Origin of the sequence: Pseudomonas fortuita (genome assembly GCF_026898135.2) — a bacterium.
Taxonomy (GTDB): domain Bacteria; phylum Pseudomonadota; class Gammaproteobacteria; order Pseudomonadales; family Pseudomonadaceae; genus Aquipseudomonas; species Aquipseudomonas fortuita.
In genome coordinates, this window is the sequence record NZ_CP114035.2 from 6236923 (window position 1) to 6262867 (window position 25945).

Consider the following 25945-nt stretch of genomic DNA (forward strand, 5'->3'; position numbering starts at 1 on the left):
TTCCTCACAGGCCTGCGTGGGCGGCGATGGCGGCGGCGATGGCCAAGGCCAGCTCTTCGGGTTTGCGCTTGATCGAGTAGTTGGTCAGTTCAGGGTGGCTTTCGACGAAGCTGGTATTGAACTGCCCGCTACGGAATTCCGGGTTGCGCAGAATTTCCTGGTAATAGGCGGCAGTGGTCTTCACCCCTTGCACACGCATGTCGTCCAAGGCTCGCAGGCCGCGGTCCATGGCCTCTTCCCAGGTCAACGCCCACACCACCAGTTTCAGGCACATGGAGTCGTAGAACGGCGGAATGGTGTAGCCGGTGTAGATCGCTGTATCGGTACGCACGCCCGGGCCACCGGGGGCGTAGTAACGAGTGATCTTGCCGAAGCTGGGCAGGAAGTTGTTCTTCGGGTCTTCGGCGTTGATGCGGAACTGCAGCGCGTAACCGCGGTGCTGGATGTCTTCTTGCTTGACCGACAGCGGCAAGCCCGAGGCGATGCGAATCTGCTCACGGACAATGTCGATACCGGTGATTTCCTCGGTGATGGTGTGTTCCACCTGCACCCGGGTGTTCATTTCCATGAAGTACACCTCGCCATCGGCGAGCAGGAACTCCACGGTACCGGCGTTCTCGTAGTTCACCGCCTTGGCCGCACGCACCGCCAGGTCGCCGATGTAGGCGCGCTGCTCGGGCGTGAGCTGTGGGCTTGGGGCAATTTCGATGAGCTTCTGGTTACGGCGCTGGATAGAGCAGTCACGCTCGAACAGGTGCACCACGTTGCCGAAGCTGTCACCGAGGATCTGTGCCTCGATGTGCTTGGGGTTGACGATGCACTTTTCCAGGAACACTTCGGCCGAACCAAAGGCTTTGGTGGCTTCGGAAATCACTCGCGGGAAGTTCTGCTCCAGCTCTTCGCGGCTGTTGCAACGGCGAATACCGCGGCCGCCACCACCGGAGGTAGCCTTGAGCATCACCGGGTAACCGATGCGCTCACCTTCGCTCAGGGCTTCATGAATATCGGCAACGTTGCCTTCGGTGCCCGGGGTTACCGGCACACCAGCGGCGATCATGGTGCGGCGCGCTTCGGTCTTGTCGCCCATGCGGCGAATGACGTCGGCGGCCGGGCCGATGAACTTGATCCCGCGTTCAGCGCAGATCTCTGCCAGTTCAGCGTTTTCCGATAGGAAACCATAGCCCGGGTGCAGGGCATCACAGCCGGTTTCCACAGCCAGGTTCACCAGCTTGCGCGGGTTCAGGTACCCGGCCAGCGGCTCGGCGCCAATGCTGTGTGCTTCGTCGGCGCGCTTGACGTGCAAGGCATGCCGGTCGGCGTCGGAATAGATCGCTACCGAGCGTATGCCCATCTCGGCGCAGGCACGCACGATCCGAACTGCGATTTCACCTCGGTTGGCGATCAGGATTTTTTTTATCACTGGAGTCTTCCCAAAGCCGTAGGAACAGTCGAGCCGGTTCTACCGGTCGGCGCGTGACCAGGCGTTGCTGGCCAGTCGCGTATTCACCCTAGCGCTGTAGGTCGATAAACAAAAATCAATATTTGTTAGATGCAGTATTAGCAAAAGCTTATAGTGCGGTAACAAGGTATTGCCGAAGGGCGGGTTATAAATGCGTAAGTCCTTGATGCGTATGACTTTGCGTCAATTGCAGATCTTCAATGAGGTGTGTGATTTGCGCTCGTACAGCCGTGCAGCGGAAGAAATGTCCCTGACGCAACCCGCCGTTAGTCTACAGATTCGTCAGCTCGAAGAGCTGATTGGGCAGCCGTTGTTCGAGTACGTGGGCAAGAAGCTGTACCTGACCGAAGCGGCCGAGGCCCTGCAACGTGCCAGCCGCGATATATTCGGCCGCCTCGAGAGCCTGGACATGCAGCTGTCGGACATGCAGGGCTCACTGCAAGGGCAGCTGAAACTGGCGATCGAGTCCAGCGCCAAGTACTTCGTGCCACACCTGTTCGCCGCCTTCAAGCAACGTCACCCGGAGGTCAATCTGACCCTGACGGTGGTCAATCGCGCCCAAGCCATCCGCCGCCTTTCGGACAACCGCGACGACCTGATCATCATGTCGATGGTGCCGCAGGACATGGGCTTGGAATTTCTGCCGTTCCTCAACAACCCGATCATCGCAGTGGCGCCGCCTGAGCATCCGCTGTGCAAGCTGGAGCAATTGCGCCTGCAAGACCTGGAGCCTCATACCTTGCTGGTACGCGAGCAGGGTTCAGGCACACGCAAGGCCTGCGAGGAGTACTTCAAGGACAAGCGCGTGCATTTCACCCAGACCCTGGAAGTGGCCTCGGCCGATGCCCAGTGCGAGTGTGTGATCGCCGGCCTGGGGATTGCCCTACTGACTCGCCATGCGGTCAATCTGGAACTGGCCACAGGCGCACTGAAAGAGTTACCGGTAGAAGAGCTGCCGCTGTACCGCAGTTGGTGCGTGGTGCAGGCCAAGGCCAAGCGGCAGTCGCCGGTGGCCTTGGCGTTTCTGGCGTTCATCCGCAGCGAACGTGCGTTGATCAGTGCGCTTGTTGAGCGTTTTTCGGGGAAGTTGCCACTGAAGACTGCCACACTGTAAGTGCTTGCAACTCGGGGTAGTCCACCAGCTCGCGCAGCAGTTGACGTTGGTCGCAATAGGTCTCGATCGCGCGGCGGTATTCCATGCGGCGCTGATCCTTTTCCTGCTGCTTGCGAGCCTTGGCGTTGGGTTGGTAGATACCGTCGTGGTCACGTGCCATTGCCTGTCTCCCAGATAGGATGCGGGACTTTCAGACTGGCCTTGAAGGTTTACGGTTTGGCTGTGGGATGGTGACAGAATCGTGAATTTTTACTGCCTGTAGCGGCCTCTTCGCGGGCTCGCCCGCTCCCACAGGTACTGTGCACCTTTTTAATCGGTGCAATTGCTGTGGGAGCGGGCAAGCCGGCGAAGAGGCCGCTACAGGTTGGATTCAGTCGTCTGTAGCCTTGATCGACTTCGGCGACAAACGCAGGCTGCGCAAGCTGCGCTTTACGCTCTTCAGGTGGTTGACCAGGCTCGGGCCGCGCGCCATGGCCACGCCCATGGCCAGCACATCGATCACCACCAGGTGGGCGATACGCGAGGTCAGCGGGGTGTAGATTTCGGTGTCCTCATGCACGTCGATTGCCAGGTTCACGGTCGACAGCTCGGCCAACGGCGTCTGGCTTGGGCACAAGGTAATAAGGTTGGCACCGCTCTCACGCACCAGATTGGCGGTAATCAGCAGGTCCTTGGAACGGCCCGACTGGGAAATGCACACCGCCACATCCCCAGGCCTCAAGGTAACCGCGGACATCGCCTGCATGTGCGGGTCGGAATACGCGGCCGCACTGAGCAGCAGGCGGAAGAACTTGTGCTGGGCATCCGCCGCTACCGCGCCGGATGCGCCAAAGCCATAGAACTCCACGCGTTGCGCCTGGGCCATGGCGCTCACGGCCTGTTGCAGCGCATGCGGGTCGAGGTGCTCGCGCACTTCCATCAGCGTGTGCAGGGTGGTGTCGAAAATCTTCAGGCTGTAGTCGGCAACCGAGTCATCTTCATGGATCGCGAACTGGCCAAAACTGGCCCCGGCGGCCAGGCTCTGCGCCAGCTTCAATTTCAGGTCCTGGAACCCCGAGCAACCGATTGCCCGGCAGAAACGCACGATGGTCGGTTCACTGATACCCACGCTGTGCGCCAGGTCGGCCATGGAGCTGTGCATGACCGCAGCCGGGTCGAGCAGCACGTGGTCGGCCACTTTGAGTTCCGATTTGCGCAGCAAGTGGCGCGATTGGGCAATGTGTTGCAACAGATTCACGGGCTGGACTCGGTTATGATCGGCTGGCCGGGTTGTAGCTTTCTTGTAGTTATACTACATGGACGCCAACCCGCCCAGTTAAACGAACGTGGAGAGTGGCGGTTTGACTATTCCTTGCGACATTCTGGTGTTCGGTGGCACCGGCGATCTGGCGCTGCACAAGTTGCTTCCCGCGCTCTACCACCTGTTCCGCGAGGCCCGCCTGAACAATGCTGTGCGCATCATCGCGCTGGCGCGGCGCAACCTGCCACGTAACGACTACCTCAAGCTCGCCGAACGCCACTGCCGGGCACAAATTGCCCGCAGCGACTTCGACGAAGAGGTCTGGCAGCGGTTTTCCGCCCGGTTGGACTATTTCGCCATGGATGCTTCGCAAAGTGCCGACTTCGGCCGCCTGGCACGCTACCTGGGCGAGCCCGGCGGGCTGACGCGCATCTTCTACCTGGCCACCGCTCCCAACCTGTTCGTGCCAATTGCCAACCACCTGCGCAACGCCGGCCTGGCCGACCCCGAAGCGCGTATCGTGCTGGAAAAACCGATTGGCCACTCGCTGGCCTCGGCCACCGCCATCAACCAAGCGATTGGCGCAGTGTTCGACGAAAACCAGGTCTTTCGCATCGACCACTACCTGGGCAAGGAAACCGTGCAGAACCTGATGGCCCTGCGCTTCGCCAATGCCCTGCTGGAGCCGGTGTGGCGCAACAATCAGGTCGACCACGTCCAGATCAGCGTTTGCGAGACCCTCGGGGTAGAGAACCGCGGCGCCTATTACGACCGTGCCGGGGCAACCCGCGACATGCTGCAGAACCACCTGCTGCAGCTGTTGTGCCTGGTGGCCATGGAGCCGCCTGCGCAGTTCGAGGCTGAAGCGGTGCGCGACGAAAAAGTGAAGATACTGCGGGCCCTCAAACCGATCACCGGCCAGGACGTGCAGGACAAGACCGTGCGCGGTCAGTACGGTGCCGGACACATCGGCGGCCAGGAGGTGCCTGCCTATTACTTCGAAAAGGACGTCGACAACGACAGTGATACAGAAACCTTCGTGGCCATCGAAGCGCACATCGACAACTGGCGCTGGGCAGGTGTGCCCTTCTACCTGCGCACGGGCAAACGCATGGCACGGCGTTCGTCGCAGATCGTCATTCAGTTCAAGCCTGTACCCCACGAGCTGTTCAGCGGTGGTCAGGTCAACCAACTGTTGATCCAGTTGCAACCAGATGAGCGCATCAGCCTGCGCATGATGACCAAGAGCCCAGGCAAAGGTATGCGGCTGGAGCCGGTGGACCTGAACCTCAACCTGGCGCAGGTGTTCGGCCAGACCCGCCGCTGGGACGCTTACGAACGCCTGCTGCTGGATATCCTGGAGGGCGATTCCACGCTGTTCATGCGGCGTGACGAAGTGGAAGCAGCCTGGGCCTGGATCGACCCGATCCTCAAGGGCTGGGAAGAACACTTCCAGGCGCCACGCCACTATCCGGCTGGCAACAACGGTCCGGAGCAGGCCAACAGCCTGCTGGCCCACCGCGGAAGAGCCTGGCATAGCTGAAGCCGTTCCCGATTTCAGTCTGGCCTGCGCGAGATGAAAGTGGTGCGTGCCCCGCGAGGCACCCCATCTTTCATCAGAGGCTCAAATCATGACAATCGACATCGACAACTTCGTAGCAATCAACGACAAGCGCCCCGGCAAGGAGGCGTTTCGCGTGTTCGGCACCGTAACGGTCGCCAATCCAGGAATCGAACCGGTACTGAGCACCCCATCCCCCCGCCACCGCGGCGGTTGGGAAGTGCTTCGTCTTGATCTGATTGAGCCTGACTCCCCCTCCATGGCCGTGATGACGACCAAGCCGGTTGCCTACGAGCAAGCGGGCATCAGCCCCTGGACCGACCTGGAAATCCAGGGCTGCGAGGGCAGGCTGAAAATCGTGACCATCGACTGAGACACCCTGAGCAGCATCTTAAGCACCTGGCCGGCAGAACGAGGACGTGATCAGGTTCGGCCGGCCCACTGCTGCAAACGGGCTGCACTGATGAACGGCAGCGTAAGAGGGTGATTATTTATACAGTACCATTTACCCGGCACTTGCCCCGCCCTAGAATGGCCCGATGCACACAGATGACCTCTCCCTCCTGCTGAACTCCCTCAACGATGCTCAACGCCAGGCCGTCGCGGCCAAGCTCGGGCGTCAACTGGTGCTTGCTGGCGCCGGCTCCGGTAAAACCCGCGTGCTGGTGCATCGCATCGCCTGGCTGATCCAGGTGGAACAAGCATCGCCGCACTCAATCCTGTCGGTGACGTTCACCAACAAGGCTGCGGCAGAAATGCGCCATCGGATCGAGCAACTGCTGGGGATCAACCCGGCAGGCATGTGGGTCGGTACCTTCCACGGGCTGGCCCATCGCCTGCTGCGGGCCCACTGGCAGGAAGCACGGCTGGTGCAGAACTTCCAGATCCTCGACAGCGATGACCAGCAGCGCCTGATCAAGCGGGTCATGCGCGAACTGGGGCTGGACGAGCAGAAGTGGCCGGCACGCCAGGCCCAGTGGTTCATCAACGGGCAGAAGGATGAAGGCCTGCGCCCGCAGCATATACAGGCGGGGGGCGACCTGTTCCTGGCGACCATGCGCGAGGTGTATACCGCCTACGAACAGGCCTGTGAGCGCGCGGGGGTCATCGACTTCTCCGAACTATTGCTGCGTGCACTGGACCTGTGGCGCGACCACCCGGGCCTGCTTGAGCACTACCAGCGGCGCTTCCAGCATGTACTGGTAGACGAGTTCCAGGACACCAACGCCGTGCAGTACGCCTGGCTGCGCCTGCTGGCGCGCGGTGGTGCCAGCCTGATGGCGGTGGGCGACGACGACCAGTCGATCTACGGCTGGCGCGGCGCCAAAATCGAGAACATTCACCAGTACACCGCCGACTTCCCCGACGCCGAAATGATCCGCCTGGAGCAGAACTACCGCTCCACCGGCGGCATCCTCAAGGCTGCCAACGCCCTGATCGTCAACAACAGCGGGCGCCTGGGCAAGGAACTGTGGACTGACATGGGTGAAGGCGAACCGCTGACGCTGTACGCGGCCTACAACGAGCACGACGAAGCGCGCTACGTGGTGGAAACCATCGAAAGCCTGGTCAAGCAGGGCAATGCGCGTAACGAAATCGCCATTCTCTACCGTTCCAACGCCCAATCGCGGGTGCTGGAAGAGGCCCTGCTGCGCGAGCGTATCCCGTACCGTATCTATGGTGGCCAGCGCTTCTTCGAGCGCGCCGAAATCAAGAACGCCATGGCTTACCTGCGGCTGATCGAAGGGCGTGGCAACGATGCGGCCCTGGAGCGGGTGATCAACGTGCCGCCACGCGGCATTGGCGAGAAAACCGTCGAAGCCATCCGCGAGCATGCCCGCCACAGCCAGGTGTCGATGTGGGAAGCCATGTGCCAGCTGCTGGCTGCCAAGGCGCTGAAAGGCCGCGCCGCCAGCGCTCTGGGTGCCTTCATCGAGCTGATCGAGGGGTTGGCCACGAAGGTCACGGACATGCCGCTGCATACCATGACCCAGACCACCATCGAACAGTCCGGGCTGATCACCTATCACCAGGAAGAAAAGGGTGAAAAGGGCCAGGCACGGGTAGAAAACCTCGAGGAACTGGTCAGCGCGGCGCGCAACTTCGAGTCCACCGACGAAGACGCCGATCTCTCGCCGCTTTCGGCCTTCCTCGGCCATGCCTCGCTGGAAGCCGGCGATACCCAGGCCGATGAGCATGAAGACAGCGTCCAGCTGATGACCTTGCACAGCGCCAAAGGCCTGGAGTTCCCGTATGTGTTCCTGGTGGGCATGGAAGAAGGCCTGTTCCCGCACAAGATGAGCCTGGAAGAACCCGGCCGTCTGGAAGAGGAGCGCCGCCTGGCCTATGTGGGAATTACACGGGCTATGCGCCAGCTGGTCATGACCTACGCCGAAACACGTCGCCTGTATGGCAGCGAAACCTACAATAAGGTGTCGCGTTTCGTACGTGAAATTCCCGCAGGCCTTATTCAGGAGGTGCGTCTGTCCAACAGCGTCAGTCGCCCGTTCAGTGGGGCCAAGACGGCCACCAACAGTAACCTGTTTGCCAATGCCAATATTCCACAGACGGCGTTCAACCTCGGCCAGCGCGTGCAACATGCGGTGTTTGGCGAAGGCGTGATCCTCAACTTCGAGGGTTCGGGCGCCCAGGCACGGGTACAAGTGAATTTTGCCGAAGGCAGCAAGTGGCTGATGCTGGGGTATGCGAAGCTCGAAGCCATCTGATGTACTGGGCCGCTCTGCCGGGCGGCCTTGTAACATTCAGGCAAAAGCTCGAAACACTATGTCACTGGTCATGTGCACGGGAACCTGTGCAACATGACGCGCGTGCAATCCACAACAGGGGATATCCCACTTATGCAACGTTTTCTTAGCATCGCACTGGCGCTCTGCGTCGGCCTGACGCTGAGCCTGGACGCCAACGCCAAACGTTTCGGCGGCGGCAAGAGCTCGGGCTCCGCGCCTATCCACCAGACCCGCCAAGCCACGCCAACCACGCCTGCAGCCGCACCGACCGCACCTGGCCGTGCCCCGGCTGCCGCCAGCGGTGCTTCGCGCTGGTTGGGCCCACTGGCCGGCCTGGCCGCCGGTGGACTGCTGGCGTCCATGTTCATGGGCGACGGTTTCGAAGGTTTCCAGATCATGGACTTCCTGATCGTGGCGCTCATCGCCTTCCTGGTGTTCCGCTTCATTGCAGCGCGCCGCCGCCAGCAGCAGCCGCAAATGGCTATGCCAGGCCATGCGCCGATGCAGCGTGAAGCCCACAACCAGCCAGCACAGCCATCGGTCTTTGGTGGTTCGGCCGCACCTGCCGCCGCTCCGGTGATCAACGCCCCGGCCTGGTTCAACGAGCAAAGCTTCCTGGCTGCCGCCCGTAACCACTTCCAGTCGCTGCAGCAGCACTGGGATGCCAACGAAATGGACAAGATCAGCGAGTTCGTTACCCCGCAAATGCTCGAGTTCCTCAAGCGTGAGCGTGCTGAGCTGGGTGACGGCTTCCAGGCCACCTACATCGACAACCTCGAAGTACAGCTGGACGGTATCGACGACCGCGCCGACCGCACGGACGCCACCTTGACCTTCCGCGGCGTGTCGAAAACCTCGCGCTTCGACCAGGGCGAAGTGTTCAGCGAAAGCTGGCACATGGTTCGCGCCCCAGGCGAGAACCAGCCTTGGCTGGTGGCCGGTATCCGTCAAAACGGCTAACCGCTGCGTGCTACATAAAAAACCCCGGGCCTGTCCCGGGGTTTTTGCTTTTGCCAGAGTGGCCTACTAGGGTATAACGCGCAGCGTTGTCATCTAGGTCAGAGGAAGTGAACCGTGGAAGAAGTGATCGAACAACTCCGTGAAGCCAATCAGCCAGTGCCGGTGCCCCTTGAGCTTCCCGACGAGGACCAGCTGGTCGAAATCGAAGAAGAGCTGTTCATCAACATACCGTTCGTGTTCAAAGAGTTTCTACTGACCGTCAGCGACGTGGTGTATGGCTCGCTGGAGCCGGTAACCGTCACCGACCCACAATCGCACACCTACCTGCCTGACGTTGCCGCCAACGCCTGGGACGCCGGCGTGCCGCGTGACCTGATTCCGCTGTGCCAGGACGGCGACAACTACTACTGCGTCGAAGAAGACGGCACCGTGGTGCTGTGGGACGCCGAAGAGGAAATTGCCGGTGAAGACAGTTGGGAATCAGTGTGGCACTGGGCGCGGGATGTCTGGCTGGAGAGCTGATTTCAATCTCTGCCCCCACAGGAACACCATCGCCTCCAGCTCCTGTGGGGTACCTGTGGGAGCGGGCAAGCCCGGGTAGAGGCCGGTACAGGCACAGGAAGTTTACGGCCCGGTGCCATCAATGTGGCTAGAATCGCCAGGCTTTCTGCGCCTGGCGACATTGCTACCGCTCAGTCCCCGCGAACGACGATGAAATCTTGCTCAGGGAGCATTGCGCCCTTCAGTGCGTATTCTCGCGACTGTTTTCCAGCGTCTCCAGCAAGGCGATCTGCATGCGCGTGTGCACGCGGATGAACCAGCGCCACAGCAAGGCCACCACCACCGCCGCCACCACGGCAATGACCAACAGCAACTCGTTGGTGGGCAGAATGCTCGCCGACAATGCCGACAGCAGCAGGAAAATCACCAGCAGCGACAACAGCGGGATAACCTCGGCGATCACCCGGCGCACTCGCTGGGTATGGCGCCCGGCCATTTCCGGCTTCACGCCCATTTCTGCCAGCAGCATCGACAGTGCCTTGAGCTTGCGATAGGCAGCGATCAGGAAGGGCAGCGACAGCAACAACGCCGCGCCCCAGATAACCGCCTTCTGCTGGCTGGCATCGCTGACCCACTCACTGAGCCAGTTGCCGATGCGCTCTGCAAAGTAACCACCACTGAAGAAAATGGCGATCACCAGCGCCAGGTTCACCCCCACCTGCAACAGGATGCGCCGGATCATCGCCGCCAGCATGGCGCTCTCGCCCTGCGGCTGTATATTGCGCAACCACTCGCCATACAACGAAAGCACCCGCGCCAGGCGGCTGGGCACCACATTGCCAAGTTTCTGCGACAGCGGGTCGGCCGCACGGATCAGATAGGGCGTCAGCAGCGTGGTAATTGCCGATACCGCGACCGCCACCGGGTAAAGGAAGTCGCTGGTCACCTGCAGCGTCATGCCCAGCGCGGCGATGATGAAGGAAAACTCGCCAATCTGCGAAAGCCCCATGCCCACCCGCAGCGATGTGCGCCCGTCATTACCGGCAATGAACGCCCCCATGCCGCAGGAGAGCATTTTGCCCAATACCACCGCCAGGGTGATGACCACGATCGGCCAGGCGTAATCGACGAGCACTTGTGGGTCGATCATAAGGCCGATGGCGACAAAGAAGATGGCACTGAACAGGTCGCGTACCGGCTCGATCAGGCGTTCGATCTTCAGCAACTGACGTGATTCGGCCATGATCGCGCCAATCAGGAAGGCGCCCAGCACCATGCTGTATTCCAGCTTTACCACCAACAGGCAGAAGCCGAAGCACAGGCCAAGCACGGTAATCAGCAGCATTTCGTTGCTTTCAAATTTGGCCACATAGGCCAGCAGCCGCGGCACCAGCAGAATCCCGATAACCAAGGCAACGATCATGAACAGCGACAGCTTGCCCACTGTGGAGAACACTTCGCCCGAGCTGACCGTGCCGCTGACAGCGATGCCTGACAGCAGGGCAATAATACCGATACCAAGGATGTCCTCCACGATGAGCACGCCGAAGATCAACTGGGCAAAGCGCTCGTTCTTCATCTTCAGGTCATTCAGTGCCTTGACGATGATGGTGGTCGAGGAAATGGCCAGGATCGCGCCGAGGAATAGCGAATCCATGGTGTTCCAGCCGAACCAGCGGCCAATCTCGAAGCCGATCCAGATCATCAGCACGATTTCCAAGAAGGCCGCGATGAACGCCGTGGCACCAACCTTGAAAAGCTTGCGCAGACTGAATTCGAGCCCCAGGCAGAACATCAGGAAGATCACTCCCAGTTCAGCAAGGGTCTTGATGGTTTCTTCGTCATGGATCAGGCCGAATGGCGGGGTGTGCGGGCCGATGATGAAGCCGGCGACGATATAGCCCAGTACGACGGGCTGTTTGAGGCGGTGAAAGAGAATGGTGACCACGCCAGCGACCAGCATGATGACTGCCAGGTCCTGGATAAAGCTGATGGCATGCATGGCGTGATACTCCTTTTCTCGTCTTTTTTTTGAATGCCTGGGCAGACCGCTCCTCTGCCAAGGCAAACCTGAGCGAGCAGCAAGTACATACTGTATTGAATGCAGGAATGCCCATGTTGCATGGGCGTACTCAGGTTAACATCGCACCCCGCCGCAAAAAGCCGGTGCAATATGCAGAAACAGATCGGCTGGAAAAGCGCCGCTGATGGCATGATCAGCGTGACGATGGCGCGTCAGCCAACGTCCCGTACCAACAAGGCAAATTCAAAAGAGGGGAACAGAAGTGTCAGCAGATAACGCCCCCCATTCGCCCGATTCAGCGCAACCTCACCGTGAGCACACTATGGAACCTGGAAACGCCCAGCTGAGCATGACCGTCCTGATGACCCCGGACATGGCCAACTTTTCTGGCAACGTACATGGCGGCACCCTGCTCAAGTACCTCGACGAAGTGGCCTATGCGTGCGCCAGCCGCTATGCCGGCAGCTATGTGGTGACCCTGTCGGTCGACCAGGTGATCTTCCGCGAGCCCGTGCACGTGGGTGAACTGGTGACCTTCCTGGCGTCGGTCAACTACACCGGCAATACATCGATGGAAGTCGGCATCAAAGTGGTGACCGAGAACATCCGCGAGCGCTCGGTGCGCCACTCCAACAGCTGCTTCTTCACCATGGTCGCGGTCGACGACAACCGCCGCCCGGTGCCGGTGCCGCCGCGCCAGCCGCACAGCAGCGAAGAAAAGCGCCGCTTCCTGCAAGGCCAGCAGCGTCGGCAGATCCGCCAAGAGCTGGAGAAGCGCTACCAGGACCTGAAAACCGACGCGATCTAAAGCGCCAGCGGCTGCGCCTCAAAGCGCACCCGCGGATGGGCGATGCGGTCCTGGGCCCGCACCAGTTGTAGTTCGTAGCTGGCGCAGGCCTGGGTTTCCAGCAGCACCTCATGCACGGCTGCAGCGGTGAATTCGAAGGCTTGCACCCAGCTGTCGCCGAGCAGCACACGCGCCAGGAACAGGCCTGAGGTCAGGTCACCCACCCCCACCGGCTGCCGCGGGAACGCCAGCAGCGGGCGGCGCAGGTGCCAGCTGTGCTCGGCAGTCACCAGCAGCATTTCGAACTGGTCTTCGGCCCGCCCGGGGTAAACCAGGTGCTTGACCAGTACCACCTGCGGGCCACGCTGCAGCAGGCTGCGCGCCATGTTCACGCAATCCTCCAGCGACTGTGCGCGGCGCCCACAGAAGCTGTCCAGTTCCAGCTGGTTGGGACACAGGATGTCGGCCCGGGCCGCCGCCTCGTCGAGCAGGAACTCGCTCACCTCCGGCGGCACGATGCAGCCCTTCTCCGGGTGCCCCATGACCGGGTCACACAGATACAGAGCCTTTGGGTTCACCGCCTTGATCCGCTCGACGCCAGCCAGGATCGCCCGCCCCTGCTCGGCACTGCCCAGGTAGCCGGAAAGTACAGCATCGCAGTGACCCAGCTCGCCAATATTGGAAATACCTTCCACCAACGCAGGAATTTGCGCCGGGGCAAGCACTTCACCCGCCCACTGGCCATACTGTGTGTGATTGGAGAACTGCACGGTATTGAGCGGCCAGACATTGACCCCGATACGCTGCATGGGAAACACCGCGGCGCTGTTGCCGGCGTGGCCGAACACCACATGGGACTGAATGGCGAGCAGGTGCGGGGTACGTTTCATGCGGGAGGTTTCCAAAGCTGTTTCAAGGATTGTGCGCAGCGCAGTATGAACTCGATTGCCACCTGTACGACAGGCCAGGGACGCAGTTAAGCTGGATCTACCTGTTTGGAGCATATGCAAATGTTGACCCTGGAGAACGTCTTCGTCCTGATGCTGTTGGCCACGGCAGGCGGCTGGTTGTGGCACAACCATGGGTTGCGCGAAAAAGCCCTGGAACGGGTCAAACAGCACTGTGCCAAGCTCGACCTCGAGCTGCTCGACGATGCCGTCGCACTCAAGCGCATCGCCTTTGTCCGTGACGCCAATGGCCGCAAGCGCCTGGCACGCATCTATGCCTTTGAGTTCACCGTCACCGGCGAGCAACGCCACCCGGGTACTGTGACCCAGTTCGGCGCGCACAGCGTGCAGATCGAGCTGGCGCCCTACCCGTTTGAAATCAAGACACCACCACGCACCGACAATGTCATCGAGATGCAGCAGTGGCGTCAGGAACACAATCGCTGGCGCAACTGATCAGCTGACGCGGCATTCGCTCAACCCCGCTTGCAGCGTGGGTTGCGATTGCGGCTGATCAAAAATCAGCTCGATACGGCTATCCCTGCGCCATTCACTGGGCTGCCATATCGGCATGTCACCCTTGAGCCCATTAAATGATTGCCAACCTTCCACGCTGTGGATAACCCCTTTGGCACGCCGCCATGGCAAGGTCCGCAAGAACGCCAGTAGGCGCTGTGGATAAAACTGCTGTGCGGGATGCCAGCGCCAGCCAATGCTCCAACCTCCCTCCCCCTCCTGCGCAAGACAGATCGGCTGGCTGGGGTCTGTCCACAATATTGTTGGGGCTCCCCCAAGATTGTCGACAATCTGGTTTTCCTGAAATGGGCTGTCGACAATCTCTACCAGGGCGCCAGGAAGGCTTGATAGCGGCACCTGGCCCTGTACCGACCACATCACATTCTTGTCGTTAAATTTATTAGTTATCAACAACTTAGATTTTTCATCCACAGCCTCCGACTTGTTGAAAAGCACGTATTCAGAGGCGTTGAAAGCCTGCTGTTGGGCGTCCGGAAGCGGCTCGTTTCGCGCCATGGATTGCGCATCGACAACCATCAACAATGGCTGAATTGTCAGCACTCCAGCCCACGGAGCCTGTTTCAGCTGAGCAAGCAGCTGCAACGGGTGACCCAGGCCAGACGGCTCGATAAACAGCCGGTCAGGCCGGGATTTGCGCAACAACCGGCCCAGGCCCACCTGAAACGGCATGCCGTTGACACAACACAGGCAGCCACCTGCAACCTCGCCGATGGCGATGCCATCTTCGTCACGGCTGAGCAACGCCGCATCCAGGCCAACCAGGCCGAATTCGTTGATCAAGACCGCCCAGCGTTCGTTGCGCGGGCGCTGGGCCAGCAGATGGCGGATCAGGGTGGTCTTGCCGGCGCCCAGGGGGCCGGCAATGACATGGGTGGGAATGTTCTGCAGCATGGGATGGCTTCAGGCGGGGTGAAGGCTCACTATGCGCCGTCAGGCTAGCCAGTCAAGGCTGAGCAGCAGGCGCCCTTGCTGGCCCGAGGGCGAGCGGTGCACCAGCCCTGCACCTTCGTTGCCCTGCCACTTCTCGCCCTTGAGTACAGCCACTTCACCGACGTGCAGTTTCTGAATGTTATTCACAGGCACTTGAGCTGTGTGTAACTCCCCGCGTGGGCTCTCCTGCTCTCGCAACCACTCGCTACCCGGGCCCGCATAGGTGGTGAGCAATCGCAACGGCACGTTATCCACATGAAAGCGCGGGCACATGGGCCCGGTCAGCACCCGCAGGCGCAAACCGACCCGCCGCGCGCCAACCAGGCAGGTATATGCCGCCACCAGCCAGGCTACATCGGCCACGAACGCTTCGTAACCCTGCAGGTCCGCCGCTTCGCGTAGCAAATCCGACATAACCGGCATCTGCTGCTCGTCCACATCCATTACCCACTGATCTGACAGGGGTTGCCCAAGGCTGACTACCAGCTCGGCAAAATCCTCCAGCTGTGGCGGCAAGCGCCGGCGCCAGACCGCCAGGTTCACGCCGTCCTGCAGCACGTCGGTCAACACCAGCGGCGTTTCGCCAAACACCTGGAAGATATCCACAGGCTTGAGCGCCTGGTTCATGCTGCTGCCTCCTCGTGCCAAGGGCCAAATGGATCAGCCAGACGCAACCAGCCCATAGGCCCCAACTCCATTTCTTCATCCGTCAACAAGCAGGCCTGAAGCTCTGTGGATAACTTTTTGAAGTCGATATTCTGACCAATGAACACTAATTCCTGCCGGCAGTCACCGGTTTCGGCGTGCCAGTGTTTCAAGATATCGGCAGTGTTATCCACATCCTGGGGCCACTGCTCGCGCGGCACGAAACGCCACCAACGGCCCGCCAGACCATGGCGCATCATGCCACCTGCCTGGGACCAGCTACCGGCTTCCTGGTACTTGCTGGCCAACCAGAAAAAACCCTTCGAACGCAGCAGCCGACCATTGCTCCAGGGCTTGTGGATAAAATCAAAAAAGCGCTGTGGATGAAGTGGCCGCCGCCCCTGCCAGGTCGTGGCCGCGATGCCGTACTCTTCAGTCTCCGGCACATGCTCGCCGCGCAATTCTTGCAACCAGCCAGGCGCTTGAGCAGCCTGGTCGAAGTCGAATAGGCCAGTGTCCAGAATGCGCGCCAGCGGCACCTGGCCCATGACCATGGGCACGATCTGCGCCCGGGCGTTGAGGCTGCGCAAAATGGCCATGAGTTCTTCGCGCTCGTGCTGGCTGATCAGGTCGATCTTGCTCAGCAACAACACATCGGCGAACTCCACCTGCTCGATCAGCAGATCACTGATCGACCGCTCGTCCTCTTCGCCCAAGGTTTCACCACGGCTGGCCAGGCTGTCTGCTGCCTGGTAATCGCGTAAAAAATTCAGGCCATCGACCACAGTGACCATGGTATCCAACCGCGCCATGTCGGAAAGGCTGCGGCCCTGCTCGTCGCGAAACGTGAACGTCTCGGCAACCGGCAGCGGCTCCGAGATACCCGTGGACTCGATGAGCAAATAATCGAAGCGGCCTTCTTCGGCCAGCCGCGCAACCTCTTCGAGCAGGTCTTCACGCAGTGTGCAGCAGATGCAGCCGTTGCTCATCTCGACCAGTTTCTCTTCAGCGCGGTTGAGGCTGACGTTGCGCTGCACCTCGCTGGCGTCGATGTTGATTTCACTCATGTCGTTGACGATGACCGCGACCCGCAGGTGGTCGCGGTTACGCAGCACATGGTTGAGCAAAGTGCTCTTGCCGGCGCCAAGGAAGCCAGACAGCACGGTGACAGGGAGACGATTGGACATGGCGAAACCTCTTCAGGCGAGCGCATTCGAAACGATGCATTGCACAATGTTATAAAGTAACAATACAATTTCGCCAAGCCGTTCTCGACAGACGAGTATTCACCGGGGATGAAAAATGAATCTGCTGCGCGCCATGGTGTTGCTGTTGCTCGCCATGCCTACTTCGCTGTTCGCCATGCCAAAGAACAGCCCGATGGCGATGTGTACACGCAGCGCGACACTGCTTGCCTGCCAGGACGGCAAAGGCAGCTATTACAGCGTGCGCAACGAAGGAAATATGTTCTACCTGCGCGGCTACGACTTCACCAGCCGGCGCCTATGGGCACAAACCAACAGCCGCTATGGCACGTTGACCTTTTTTACCGGCCTGGCCAGCGATGGCGAAGCCTGGGTGGGTTACAGCCGTCGCGTTGGCTGGACCACTCTGAACCGCGTATCCAGCTCCAGTGGGCAGCGCTTCAAGCTGCATTGCAGCCTGATCGGCGCTTGCCACTGATGCCTCTTTTTGTTTGGAAAGCCAGATGACCCAGCTCAAGCTCCCCGACATCGCAGCACAAGCCCTGGAGTACACCTTGCCTTTGGACTGGGTGGGCATGTGCGGCATCGCCTTGCCTGTGCAATTCGAAGGGCGCACCGCAGCCGCCAAAATCGATGCAGGCGTAAGCCTGATTGACGGCAGTTCACGCGGTATCCATATGTCGCGGCTTTACCTTGCCCTTGAGACATTGGAGCACCAGCCCCTCACTCCGCTGGCAATCAGGCGGCTACTGGCTGATTTCCTGAGCAGCCATGAGGGCCTTTCTTCGGCAGCCTACCTGCGCCTGCGCTTCGAGCACATGCTGAAACGGCCGGCTTTGATCAGCCCATTGGCAGGCTGGAAAAGCTATGCGGTAACAGTCGATGCAAGGATAGAAAATGAAATGTTCCACGTGGAACTATCTGTTTCCGTTCCGTACTCCTCCACCTGCCCGTGCTCGGCTGCACTTGCACGGCAACTGATTCAGCAGCAGTTCCTGGACGATTTCAGCGAGCAGCAGGTCGAAAAATCCGCCATATTGCAGTGGCTGGGTAGCGCCAAAGGCATTGTGGCGACGCCCCATAGCCAACGCAGTACCGCGCAAATTCAGGTACGGCTGCGCGGCACTCAGCAGGATCTACCCATCACCGAATTGATTAACTGCGTAGAGGGAAGCTTGGGGACCGCTGTGCAGACTGCTGTGAAACGTGCAGACGAACAAGCCTTCGCCTTGGCCAACGGGCAGAACCTGATGTTCTGCGAAGACGCCGCACGACGCCTGCACCACTCACTGCGGCAAATGGAATGGAGCACGGCCTTCAAGCTGCGCGTGGAACATGCAGAAAGCCTGCATGCCCACGACGCCGTCGCTACCAGCCAATGGCAATGGGACGTCAGCTGCGCGGTTTGACCGTGCCACAGTCATTACCTAGCCACACCGCACGGGTGTTCATGCTGCCTTGCTGCTGCACACCCGAAGCGTTGAAGGTACCACTGACCTGAGTAGTGAACTCCCGGTCGCTGAGGAAGGTAGCCTGGCCAGTACCTTGTGCCTTGGGGCAGCTGAACTGGAACTTCCACACATTACCGGTACGGTCGGTAATCTTTTGAGTGCAGCCCGATTTCGGATCCTGCAGTGGGATATCGTTGGTGGCCACCTGCTCTGGCGTCAGGCACGAACGCACACCATTGCCACCGACAGTTACCCCCTGTTTCGCCAATACCCCCTCCATCATCGCGCGTTGCTCTGGCGGCAGATTTTTCAACTGACCGAGCATGAACTGCATGTCGGGTAACGGTTTGCCATCGACCTGCATATTGCTGGTGGTCAGCTCCCACAAACCTGGTTGCAGCATCTGGGCATGCACCAGTGGGCTGCTCATGGCCAGGGCCAACGCCAACAGTGGCAGACGAATCTTCATGGACGATCGCTCCTGAAAAAACCGGCCAAGCGGGCCGGGCTGAAACTTGGACGCCAAATCCACCTTCAGGTTGCAAGGCGGACCGGGAACGTGTTCTGTTACCTCAAGTGTACTCGGCAAGCAGGATGCATATGGATTACCACAGCCCCTACTTTTTTGGTTACCTACTCGGACTGATTCACTTACTGGGTATCGTCGCCGCGCTGCACGCGATCTTTACCGTGCGTACCGCCCAAGGCGCCATCGCCTGGGCCATGCCCTTGTTTTTCATCCCGTACCTTACCTTGATCCCCTACCTGATCTTCGGCGCCCGCTCGTTCTATGCCTACATCAAGGCCAGGCGCCAGGCCAACCAGGAAATGCACGTGGCCATGGCCAATCTCAACTGGCGGCCTTGGGTGGAAGAAGCCCTCACCGCCCGGGAATCAGAAAGCTACACAGCCCTGCGCGCCATGCCCAAGCTGGGCCGCATGCCCTGCCTGGCGAACAACCAGGTGAAGTTGCTGATCGATGGAAAGGCCACCTTCGATGCCATCTTCGCCGCCATCGACAAAGCCCGCGATGTGGTGCTGGTGCAGTTCTTCATCATCCATGACGACAACCTCGGCAAGGCACTGCAACAACTGCTGCTCCGTAAGGCCGCCGAAGGGGTGCAGGTATTCGTGCTCTATGACCGCGTCGGCAGCCATGCCTTGCCAGCCCGCTACAGCCAGCAGCTGCGCGACGGCGGTGTGCAGATTCATGCCTTCGCCACCCGCCGCGGTTGGTTCAACCGCTTTCAGGTAAACTTCCGCAACCACCGCAAGATCGTGGTAGTGGATGGCCTGATTGGATTCATCGGCGGGCACAACGTGGGCGATGAATACCTCGGTGAGCACCCGAAGCTTTCCCCTTGGCGCGACACCCATGTGCAAATCGGCGGGCCGGTGCTGGCCTGCCTGCAGGAGTCGTTCGCCGAAGACTGGTACTGGGCCACGCGCCAGCTACCGCCGCTGATCCTGCCGGATACCTACCCGGACAACGGCGTGCTGTGCCAGGCCTTGGCCAGCGGCCCGGCCGACCCGCAGGAAACCTGCTCGCTGTTCTTCCTCGAAGCAATCCACTCCGCTACCCGCCGGGTGTGGATTACCAGCCCCTACTTCATCCCGGACGAGGCGGTGTTCGCCGCCTTGCGCCTGGCGGTGCTGCGTGGGGTCGATGTACGCGTGCTGATCCCGTCACGACCGGACCATCGTGTGGTCTATGCCGCCTCAAGCCTGTTCGCCTTCGAAGCGGTGCGCGCGGGTGTGCGCATGTTCCGCTATCAGCCGGGCTTCCTGCATCAAAAGGTGGTGCTGGTGGACGATGATGTCAGCGCGATCGGCAGTGCCAACCTGGACAACCGCTCGTTCCGTCTGAATTTCGAGATCACCCTGCTCACCGTCGACCGCAGCTTCGCCGACCAGGTGGAGAAGATGCTGATCAATGACTTTGAACAGTCGCGGGAAATCACTGCGGAGGACAGCCTGGACACTCATCGACTGCAGCAGTTGGGGATGCGGATTGCACGGCTGATTTCGCCAATCCTTTAAGCTAAGCAGTATGAGTGTGGGAGCGGCCTTGCGGCCCTCTCGCGACACAAGGCCGCTCCCACAAAATCCGCATCTACATGCTTAGCGATACAGATCTTCGCGCGTCCAGGGCAGGTCATGGTGCCCGTCGGCGTATGGCTTCACTGCCAAGATCTGGTGCAGGTTGATCCAGCCCTTCTCAAAGGCATAGGCACAACCTGCAAGGTACAGGCGCCAGATGCGCAGGGTTTTTTCCGGCACCAGCGCCGCCGCCTTGTGCAGCTGATTCTCCAGGTTTTCGCTCCAGTGATGCAGGGTCTTGGCGTAGTGCAGGCGCAGGCTTTCCACGTCTACCACCTCCAGTCCCGCTTCGCAGAGGCTGGCGCTGATCATCGACAGGTGAGGCAGCTCGCCATGGGGGAACACGTAGCGGTCGATGAACTCACCTGCGCCACGTCCGACCGGGCGGCCATCGACATGCTTGGCGGTGATCCCGTGGTTCATCACCAGCCCCCCTTCCCTCACGGCGCCGAACAGTTTCTGGCAATACAGCGCCAGGTTGGCATGCCCGACATGCTCGAACATACCAACGCTGACAACCTTGTCGAAGCGACCGTCTTGAGGCAGGTCACGGTAGTCGAGAATCTGCAGGTCGACCTTGTCGGCCAACCCTTCGGCCTTGACCCGCTGCCTGCCAAGCTTGAGCTGCTCCTTGCTCAAGGTGATGCCGAATACCTTGGCGTCATATTCCCGTGCAGCGAAGCGCGCAAGGCCACCCCAACCACAGCCCACGTCCAGCAGGTAGTCGCCGGCATTGAGGCGCAACTTGCGACACAGGTGGTCGAACTTGTCCTGCTGTGCCTGATCGAGCGTGTTATCAGGCTCGCGAAAGTAGGCGCACGAATAGGCCATGTCCTGATCCAGCCACAGCCGATAGAACGCGTTGGAAACATCGTAGTGATAGGAAATGGCTTCAGCGTCAGTGATTTTGTCGTGAGCAAGCCGCGCCGGCGAAGCCTCTTCAAAATCAGGCAACAGCGCCTCGCTCAGCTCATCACATACCCGGATGGCTTCACCGATGTCGCCTTCCAGCTCCAGCTTGCCTTCGACGAACGCTGTGCCCAACTGCTCCAGGCTCGGGTGCGTCAACTGGCTGATCAACTGTGGCTCTTTGACCAGGATGGTGACCTGCGGGCTAGGCCCCAGATCGAACTGGTTACCGTCCCACAATTTCAGCCGCAGCGGCAGATGCAGGCTCTGCAGTGCAGGTGGAAGTTGCGCGAGCATGAACAACCCTCCCTATCCGTTTCTGGCTACAACGCCTGATATTTCGAACGTCGTCGGATCAGAGTAGTTCATTGGTGGGAGGTTTCCTCTAAACGAGACCAAGGTCTAGAACCAACTGATCTTATCCATACAGCAGATTGTATACAATTCTCGCATCTCAGCTTAACCTTGTGCCCCTCTCGCGCTTCTACATCCTGGAGTTGAACCCATGAAATCCTATGACGTGGTGATCATCGGCGGTGGCCCTGGCGGCTACAACGCAGCCATCCGCGCTGGCCAGCTTGGCCTGAGTGTTGCCTGCGTGGAAGGCCGCTCGACCTTGGGCGGCACTTGTTTGAACGTGGGCTGCATGCCCTCCAAGGCACTGTTGCATGCGTCCGAGCTGTACGAGGCCGCCAGCGGTGAAGAGTTCGCCCACCTCGGTATCGAAGTAAAGCCCACCCTTAACCTCGCCCAGATGATGAAACAGAAGGACGAGAGCGTGACCGGCCTGACCAAAGGTATCGAATACCTGTTCCGCAAGAACAAGGTCGACTGGATCAAAGGTTGGGGCCGCCTGGACGGCGTCGGCAAGGTTGTAGTAAAGGCTGAAGACGGCAGCGAAACTGCGCTGCAAGCCAAGGATGTGGTCATCGCCACCGGCTCGGAGCCCACCCCTCTGCCGGGGGTGACCATCGATAACCAGCGCATCATCGACTCGACCGGCGCACTGTCGCTGCCGCAAGTGCCCAAGCATCTGGTCGTCATCGGTGCCGGCGTGATCGGCCTTGAGTTGGGTTCCGTCTGGCGCCGCCTGGGCAGCCAAGTCACCGTCATCGAATACCTTGATCGCATCTGCCCAGGTACCGACACGGAAACCGCCAAGACCCTGCAAAAGGCACTCGCCAAGCAAGGCATGGTGTTCAAGCTGGGCAGCAAAGTGACTCAAGCCACTGCAAGTGCCGAGGGTGTGAGCCTGACGCTGGAGCCTGCTGCCGGCGGCACCGCAGAATCGCTGCAGGCCGATTACGTGCTGGTGGCTATCGGCCGCCGCCCTTATACCAAGGGGCTGAACCTTGAGAGCGTGGGCCTGGAAACCGACAAGCGCGGCATGCTCGGTAACGAACACCACCGCACTTCTGTGCCCGGTGTGTGGGTGATTGGTGACGTCACTTCCGGCCCGATGCTGGCGCACAAGGCCGAAGACGAAGCCGTAGCCTGCATCGAGCGTATTGCCGGCAAGCCCCACGAGGTCAACTACAACCTCATCCCTGGCGTGATCTACACCCGCCCGGAGTTGGCCACCGTGGGCAAGACCGAAGAGCAGCTCAAAGCCGAAGGGCGTGCTTATAAAGTCGGCAAGTTCCCCTTCACCGCCAACAGCCGCGCCAAGATCAACCACGAGACCGAAGGCTTCGCCAAAGTCATCGCCGATGCCCAAACCGATGAAGTGCTAGGTGTGCACCTGGTGGGCCCAAGCGTCAGCGAGATGATCGGTGAGTTCTGTGTGGCCATGGAATTCTCGGCCTCGGCAGAAGACATCGCCCTGACCTGCCACCCCCACCCGACCCGCTCCGAGGCCTTGCGCCAGGCAGCGATGAATGTGGACGGCATGGCGATGCAGATCTGACAGTACCCCTCGCTCCCCAAGGCATTCGAATCATATGTCCTGGGGCGCTATTGCCTGATCATCATTAAGCAAAAAGCCCTCCATATGGAGGGCTTTTTTGTTGCCGATTAATAAACTTTGTCACAAAGTCTCTTGCATTTCGCGGCCTAGCGAGGAGGCTGCTTCTAGGGAAGCAAAAATAAAGGTTGTCACAAAGCATAATTTTTCAAAATTTCTCGGGCTTTTTCGTTTAATAAAGGTTGTCACAGCAAAGGTTCAGCCAGAAAAAATCACAGGAAGGACCCCGTGCTAAAACCCCAAAAAAATTATGATGGTATCTTTTTGGGGCGTGGTAACCGGTGCGAGCGCTCCTGGCTGGGAGCCCCCTACAAATCGTTGGGTTGGGCATGGATTTCTCTGAGATACATCTTGGAGGGGTTGCTGCTTTTCCGAGCGCAGACGCGCCAACCAGACTGACTGTTTTCCGCTACCAGGCAGGTTTAAAACCGTCCAAGGATACGCCTGTATCCTCACTCATGAAGTCGCTCAATCATGCCGGGCCCAGGGCTCGCCATCTTCAGGGCGCCGCAGGACTCAGTGAAATTCGTGGAGGCGAGTTCCCTGAGGTGACACCGAGTTCATGTCGCCAGATCCTTCACCATATAGACCGCAGAGGTCGGACAAAGGCTCTTGAACTCCTCCGAACTGGAAATTGCCTTTGGGGCTTGAGATCGGTCTCTGTGCTCATATCCCCGAGCCTCGAAGAAGTCGGGTGCTGTTGTGGTCAGCAGATGAAGGCTCTGGGCTCCGTCAGCTTCCGCTATTCGCTCAAGTGCTCTGAGCAGCAGGGTACCGATCCCTGACTTTCGCTGGGCCGGTACGACAACCAGTGAGCGAATCAGACGAGTCCGACCAGTTCCTTCAATGCCCCCGTATCCCAGCTCCGTTTCTCCCCGATGAAAGGAATAGAACATTCGGTCGGGCTGCAAAAGGTCTTGGGTCGGCAAGCCCGCTGCAGTCAGATGCGCAGCCAGGCCTTGGATTTGATCGGTACCAAGCAATCGGACAGAGATATCAGACTGGTTCATTGGGGACTCTGGGGATGGTATCGACGGCCAGTATAGGGCCCAAAGCGAGGGCTTTTTCCAGTTTTATGACGTCCCGTAAGGCGAGGCGAGTGTAAATATCTGCTTTACCGTATATTCGAATTGGCATATATTCGGATTTCCAGATATTGGCCGTACACGCATTCCCCAGGAGGTCACATGCGGGAAACACTGACTCCCCCCATCGTTTTCAAATGCCTGGCTGATGACACCCGGGCCCGGATGACCCTGCTGATCGCCCGTGAAGGCGAACTCTGTGTCTGCGAACTTACCCACGCGCTGGAGCTGAGCCAGCCGAAGATCTCCCGGCATCTTGCCCAGTTGCGCGAGGCTGGAATCCTGATGGATCGCCGCAAGGGTCAATGGGTGTACTACCGACTGCACCCCGAACTGCCGCAGTGGGTGGACGCGATGCTGAAGGGAGTGGTCGATGCCAACCAGGAATGGTTGAGCCCCGATGCATTGCGCCTTGCCGAAATGGGCGAGCGGCCGCAGAGCCCTGTTGCTTGTGCTTGAGAATTCCCTTCGCTGATTGAGTTGTAGTCATGCTGATCGCATTTTTGATTTTCCTGGTGACGATCGTTCTCGTCATCTGGCAGCCCAAAGGCCTGGGCGTGGGCTGGAGCGCCGCACTGGGGGCCGTCGTGGCGCTGCTGGCGGGCGTCGTGAGCCTGTCCGATATTCCCGTGGTCTGGCAGATCGTCTGGAACGCTACCGCCACTTTCATCGCCGTCATCATCATCAGCCTGCTGCTGGATGAGGCGGGGTTCTTCGAGTGGGCGGCATTGCACGTGGCCCGCTGGGGCAATGGCAGCAGCCGCAAGCTGTTCGCCTTCATCATCCTGCTGGGCGCCGCCGTCTCGGCGCTGTTCGCTAACGACGGTGCGGCACTGATCCTGACCCCGATCGTCATCGCCATGCTGCTGGCCCTGCGCTTCTCCCCGGCGGCGACGCTGGCATTCGTCATGGCGGCGGGCTTCATCGCCGATACCGCGAGCTTGCCGCTGGTGGTGTCCAACCTGGTGAACATCGTTTCCGCCGACTACTTTGGCATTGGCTTCAGCGAATACGCCTCGGTCATGGTGCCGGTGAACCTGGTCAGCATCGCCGCCACCCTGGGAATGCTGCTGTGGTTCTTCCGCAAGGACCTGCCGCGTACCTATGAACTCGACCAACTGAAGGCTCCCGAAGCCGCTATCCGCGACAAGGCGACGTTCGTTGCCGGCTGGTGGGTGCTTGCGCTGTTGCTGGTTGGCTTCTTCGCCATCGAGCCGCTGGGCGTTCCGATCAGCGCCATCGCTGCTGCCTGTGCGCTGATCCTCTACCTGATCGCCGCGCGTGGGCACGTGATTTCAACCCGCAAGGTGCTCAAGGACGCGCCTTGGCAGGTCGTGGTGTTCTCGCTTGGCATGTACCTTGTGGTGTATGGCCTGCGTAACGCCGGCCTCACCGACTACCTGACGCAGATCCTCAATGTCTTCGCTGGCTACGGAATCTGGGGCGCATCCCTCGGGACGGGGCTGCTCGCCGCTGGCCTGTCGTCGGTCATGAACAACATGCCCACTGTGTTGGTAGGGGCCTTGTCGATCCATTCCGCCGAGGCCACCGGCATCGTGCGCGAGGCCATGATCTACGCCAACGTCATCGGCTGTGACCTCGGTCCGAAAATCACCCCCATCGGCAGCCTGGCCACCTTGCTGTGGCTACACGTGCTGGCCCGCAAGAACATCGTCATCACCTGGGGTTACTACTTCCGCACCGGCATCGTCCTGACGCTGCCGATCCTGCTTGCCACCTTGGCCGCATTGGCCATCCGCCTGAGCTTTTGAACCGGAGAT

General features: G+C 60.0%; 25 protein-coding genes. 14 read left to right on the forward strand and 11 right to left on the reverse strand.

Annotated elements, in window-relative coordinates; genetic code table 11:
* Positions 1-4 precede the first annotated feature (4 nt).
* Positions 5-1420: an acetyl-CoA carboxylase biotin carboxylase subunit gene (locus OZ911_RS28485; RefSeq protein ID WP_016489867.1), complete on the reverse strand. Its 1416-nt coding sequence runs from the start codon at positions 1418-1420 to the stop codon at positions 5-7.
* Positions 1421-1610: 190 nt separating this feature from the next.
* Between OZ911_RS28485 and OZ911_RS28490 the strand changes: the two genes are divergently transcribed.
* Entirely contained in the window at positions 1611-2573 is a 963-nt protein-coding gene (locus tag OZ911_RS28490; protein WP_016489868.1) for a LysR family transcriptional regulator, read from the forward strand.
* On the opposite strand, the gene OZ911_RS28495 is transcribed toward OZ911_RS28490, so the two are convergent.
* Together OZ911_RS28495 and hexR are read right to left on the reverse strand one after the other, a co-directional pair.
* Positions 2515-2733, reverse strand: coding sequence for a PA3496 family putative envelope integrity protein (locus OZ911_RS28495; RefSeq protein WP_080641095.1), 219 nt, complete (start codon positions 2731-2733; stop codon positions 2515-2517). The two genes, OZ911_RS28490 and OZ911_RS28495, sit on opposite strands and share 59 nt — an antisense overlap.
* Positions 2734-2943: 210 nt before the next feature.
* Positions 2944-3810, reverse strand: coding sequence for a transcriptional regulator HexR (gene hexR, locus OZ911_RS28500; RefSeq protein WP_016489869.1), 867 nt, complete (start codon positions 3808-3810; stop codon positions 2944-2946).
* A gap of 103 nt (positions 3811-3913) precedes the next feature.
* Here hexR and zwf point away from each other — a divergent pair, with 103 nt between their 5' ends.
* The 5 genes from zwf (at position 3914) to OZ911_RS28525 (ending at position 9603) form a co-directional block, all read left to right on the forward strand.
* Entirely contained in the window at positions 3914-5356 is a 1443-nt protein-coding gene (zwf, locus tag OZ911_RS28505; protein WP_016489870.1) for a glucose-6-phosphate dehydrogenase, read from the forward strand.
* An 88-nt stretch (positions 5357-5444) separates the two neighbouring features.
* The gene (locus tag OZ911_RS28510; protein ID WP_016489871.1) at positions 5445-5747 is read left to right on the forward strand and encodes a hypothetical protein; all 303 of its coding nucleotides are present in this window, start codon (positions 5445-5447) and stop codon (positions 5745-5747) included.
* Between the two features lie 166 nt (positions 5748-5913).
* On the forward strand, positions 5914-8100 hold the full coding sequence (gene uvrD, locus OZ911_RS28515; protein ID WP_019470257.1) for a DNA helicase II: 2187 nt from the start codon (positions 5914-5916) through the stop codon (positions 8098-8100).
* A 132-nt stretch (positions 8101-8232) separates the two neighbouring features.
* On the forward strand, positions 8233-9081 hold the full coding sequence (locus OZ911_RS28520; protein WP_016489873.1) for a Tim44 domain-containing protein: 849 nt from the start codon (positions 8233-8235) through the stop codon (positions 9079-9081).
* 114 nt (positions 9082-9195) lie between these two features.
* On the forward strand, positions 9196-9603 hold the full coding sequence (locus OZ911_RS28525; protein ID WP_016489874.1) for an SMI1/KNR4 family protein: 408 nt from the start codon (positions 9196-9198) through the stop codon (positions 9601-9603).
* 220 nt (positions 9604-9823) lie between these two features.
* On the opposite strand, the gene OZ911_RS28530 is transcribed toward OZ911_RS28525, so the two are convergent.
* Positions 9824-11584, reverse strand: coding sequence for a cation:proton antiporter (locus OZ911_RS28530; RefSeq protein ID WP_016489875.1), 1761 nt, complete (start codon positions 11582-11584; stop codon positions 9824-9826).
* A gap of 343 nt (positions 11585-11927) precedes the next feature.
* On the opposite strand from OZ911_RS28530, the gene OZ911_RS28535 reads away from it, so the two are divergent.
* The gene (locus tag OZ911_RS28535) at positions 11928-12413 is read left to right on the forward strand and encodes an acyl-CoA thioesterase (protein WP_003253263.1); all 486 of its coding nucleotides are present in this window, start codon (positions 11928-11930) and stop codon (positions 12411-12413) included.
* On the opposite strand, the gene pdxY is transcribed toward OZ911_RS28535, so the two are convergent.
* Positions 12410-13282 carry a pyridoxal kinase PdxY gene (gene pdxY, locus OZ911_RS28540; RefSeq protein WP_016489877.1) on the reverse strand — a complete coding sequence of 291 codons (873 nt, stop codon included), beginning with the start codon at positions 13280-13282 and terminating at the stop codon, positions 12410-12412. The two genes, OZ911_RS28535 and pdxY, sit on opposite strands and share 4 nt — an antisense overlap.
* A gap of 120 nt (positions 13283-13402) precedes the next feature.
* On the opposite strand from pdxY, the gene OZ911_RS28545 reads away from it, so the two are divergent.
* A complete protein-coding gene (locus OZ911_RS28545; protein WP_016489878.1) occupies positions 13403-13795 on the forward strand; it encodes a DUF3301 domain-containing protein in 393 nt (130 codons plus the stop codon).
* Here OZ911_RS28545 and OZ911_RS28550 read toward each other — a convergent pair whose 3' ends face one another.
* Genes OZ911_RS28550 through zigA form a run of 3 tightly spaced genes read right to left on the reverse strand, consistent with a single transcriptional unit; the run spans position 13796 to position 16638 of the window.
* A complete protein-coding gene (locus tag OZ911_RS28550; RefSeq protein WP_016489879.1) occupies positions 13796-14767 on the reverse strand; it encodes a CobW family GTP-binding protein in 972 nt (323 codons plus the stop codon).
* Positions 14768-14806: 39 nt separating this feature from the next.
* Positions 14807-15433 (reverse strand): DUF1826 domain-containing protein, encoded by a 627-nt coding sequence (locus OZ911_RS28555; protein ID WP_016489880.1) that lies wholly within the window; start codon positions 15431-15433, stop codon positions 14807-14809.
* Entirely contained in the window at positions 15430-16638 is a 1209-nt protein-coding gene (gene zigA / locus OZ911_RS28560; RefSeq protein ID WP_023048552.1) for a zinc metallochaperone GTPase ZigA, read from the reverse strand. Before zigA ends, OZ911_RS28555 begins: the two co-directional genes overlap by 4 nt.
* 115 nt (positions 16639-16753) lie before the next feature.
* Here zigA and OZ911_RS28565 point away from each other — a divergent pair, with 115 nt between their 5' ends.
* Together OZ911_RS28565 and folE2 are read left to right on the forward strand one after the other, a co-directional pair.
* On the forward strand, positions 16754-17134 hold the full coding sequence (locus OZ911_RS28565) for a hypothetical protein (protein ID WP_023048553.1): 381 nt from the start codon (positions 16754-16756) through the stop codon (positions 17132-17134).
* 25 nt (positions 17135-17159) lie between these two features.
* Positions 17160-18065: a GTP cyclohydrolase FolE2 gene (gene folE2 / locus OZ911_RS28570; RefSeq protein ID WP_023048554.1), complete on the forward strand. Its 906-nt coding sequence runs from the start codon at positions 17160-17162 to the stop codon at positions 18063-18065.
* Here the strand turns inward: folE2 and OZ911_RS28575 are convergent.
* Positions 18049-18576 carry a DUF3617 domain-containing protein gene (locus OZ911_RS28575; RefSeq protein WP_016489884.1) on the reverse strand — a complete coding sequence of 176 codons (528 nt, stop codon included), beginning with the start codon at positions 18574-18576 and terminating at the stop codon, positions 18049-18051. The two genes, folE2 and OZ911_RS28575, sit on opposite strands and share 17 nt — an antisense overlap.
* A 131-nt stretch (positions 18577-18707) precedes the next feature.
* Between OZ911_RS28575 and cls the strand changes: the two genes are divergently transcribed.
* The gene (cls, locus tag OZ911_RS28580) at positions 18708-20147 is read left to right on the forward strand and encodes a cardiolipin synthase (protein WP_016489885.1); all 1440 of its coding nucleotides are present in this window, start codon (positions 18708-18710) and stop codon (positions 20145-20147) included.
* A gap of 81 nt (positions 20148-20228) precedes the next feature.
* Here cls and cfaB read toward each other — a convergent pair whose 3' ends face one another.
* Positions 20229-21413: a C17 cyclopropane fatty acid synthase CfaB gene (gene cfaB / locus OZ911_RS28585; protein WP_023048555.1), complete on the reverse strand. Its 1185-nt coding sequence runs from the start codon at positions 21411-21413 to the stop codon at positions 20229-20231.
* Positions 21414-21621: 208 nt separating this feature from the next.
* Here cfaB and lpdA point away from each other — a divergent pair, with 208 nt between their 5' ends.
* On the forward strand, positions 21622-23022 hold the full coding sequence (gene lpdA / locus OZ911_RS28590) for a dihydrolipoyl dehydrogenase (protein ID WP_016489887.1): 1401 nt from the start codon (positions 21622-21624) through the stop codon (positions 23020-23022).
* A gap of 617 nt (positions 23023-23639) precedes the next feature.
* On the opposite strand, the gene arsN2 is transcribed toward lpdA, so the two are convergent.
* Positions 23640-24089: an arsenic resistance N-acetyltransferase ArsN2 gene (gene arsN2, locus OZ911_RS28595; protein WP_023048556.1), complete on the reverse strand. Its 450-nt coding sequence runs from the start codon at positions 24087-24089 to the stop codon at positions 23640-23642.
* Between the two features lie 177 nt (positions 24090-24266).
* On the opposite strand from arsN2, the gene OZ911_RS28600 reads away from it, so the two are divergent.
* Both OZ911_RS28600 and OZ911_RS28605 read left to right on the forward strand, forming a co-directional pair.
* Positions 24267-24623, forward strand: coding sequence for a metalloregulator ArsR/SmtB family transcription factor (locus OZ911_RS28600; protein ID WP_049695271.1), 357 nt, complete (start codon positions 24267-24269; stop codon positions 24621-24623).
* A gap of 29 nt (positions 24624-24652) precedes the next feature.
* Entirely contained in the window at positions 24653-25936 is a 1284-nt protein-coding gene (locus OZ911_RS28605) for an arsenic transporter (RefSeq protein WP_049695270.1), read from the forward strand.
* Positions 25937-25945 lie beyond the last annotated feature (9 nt).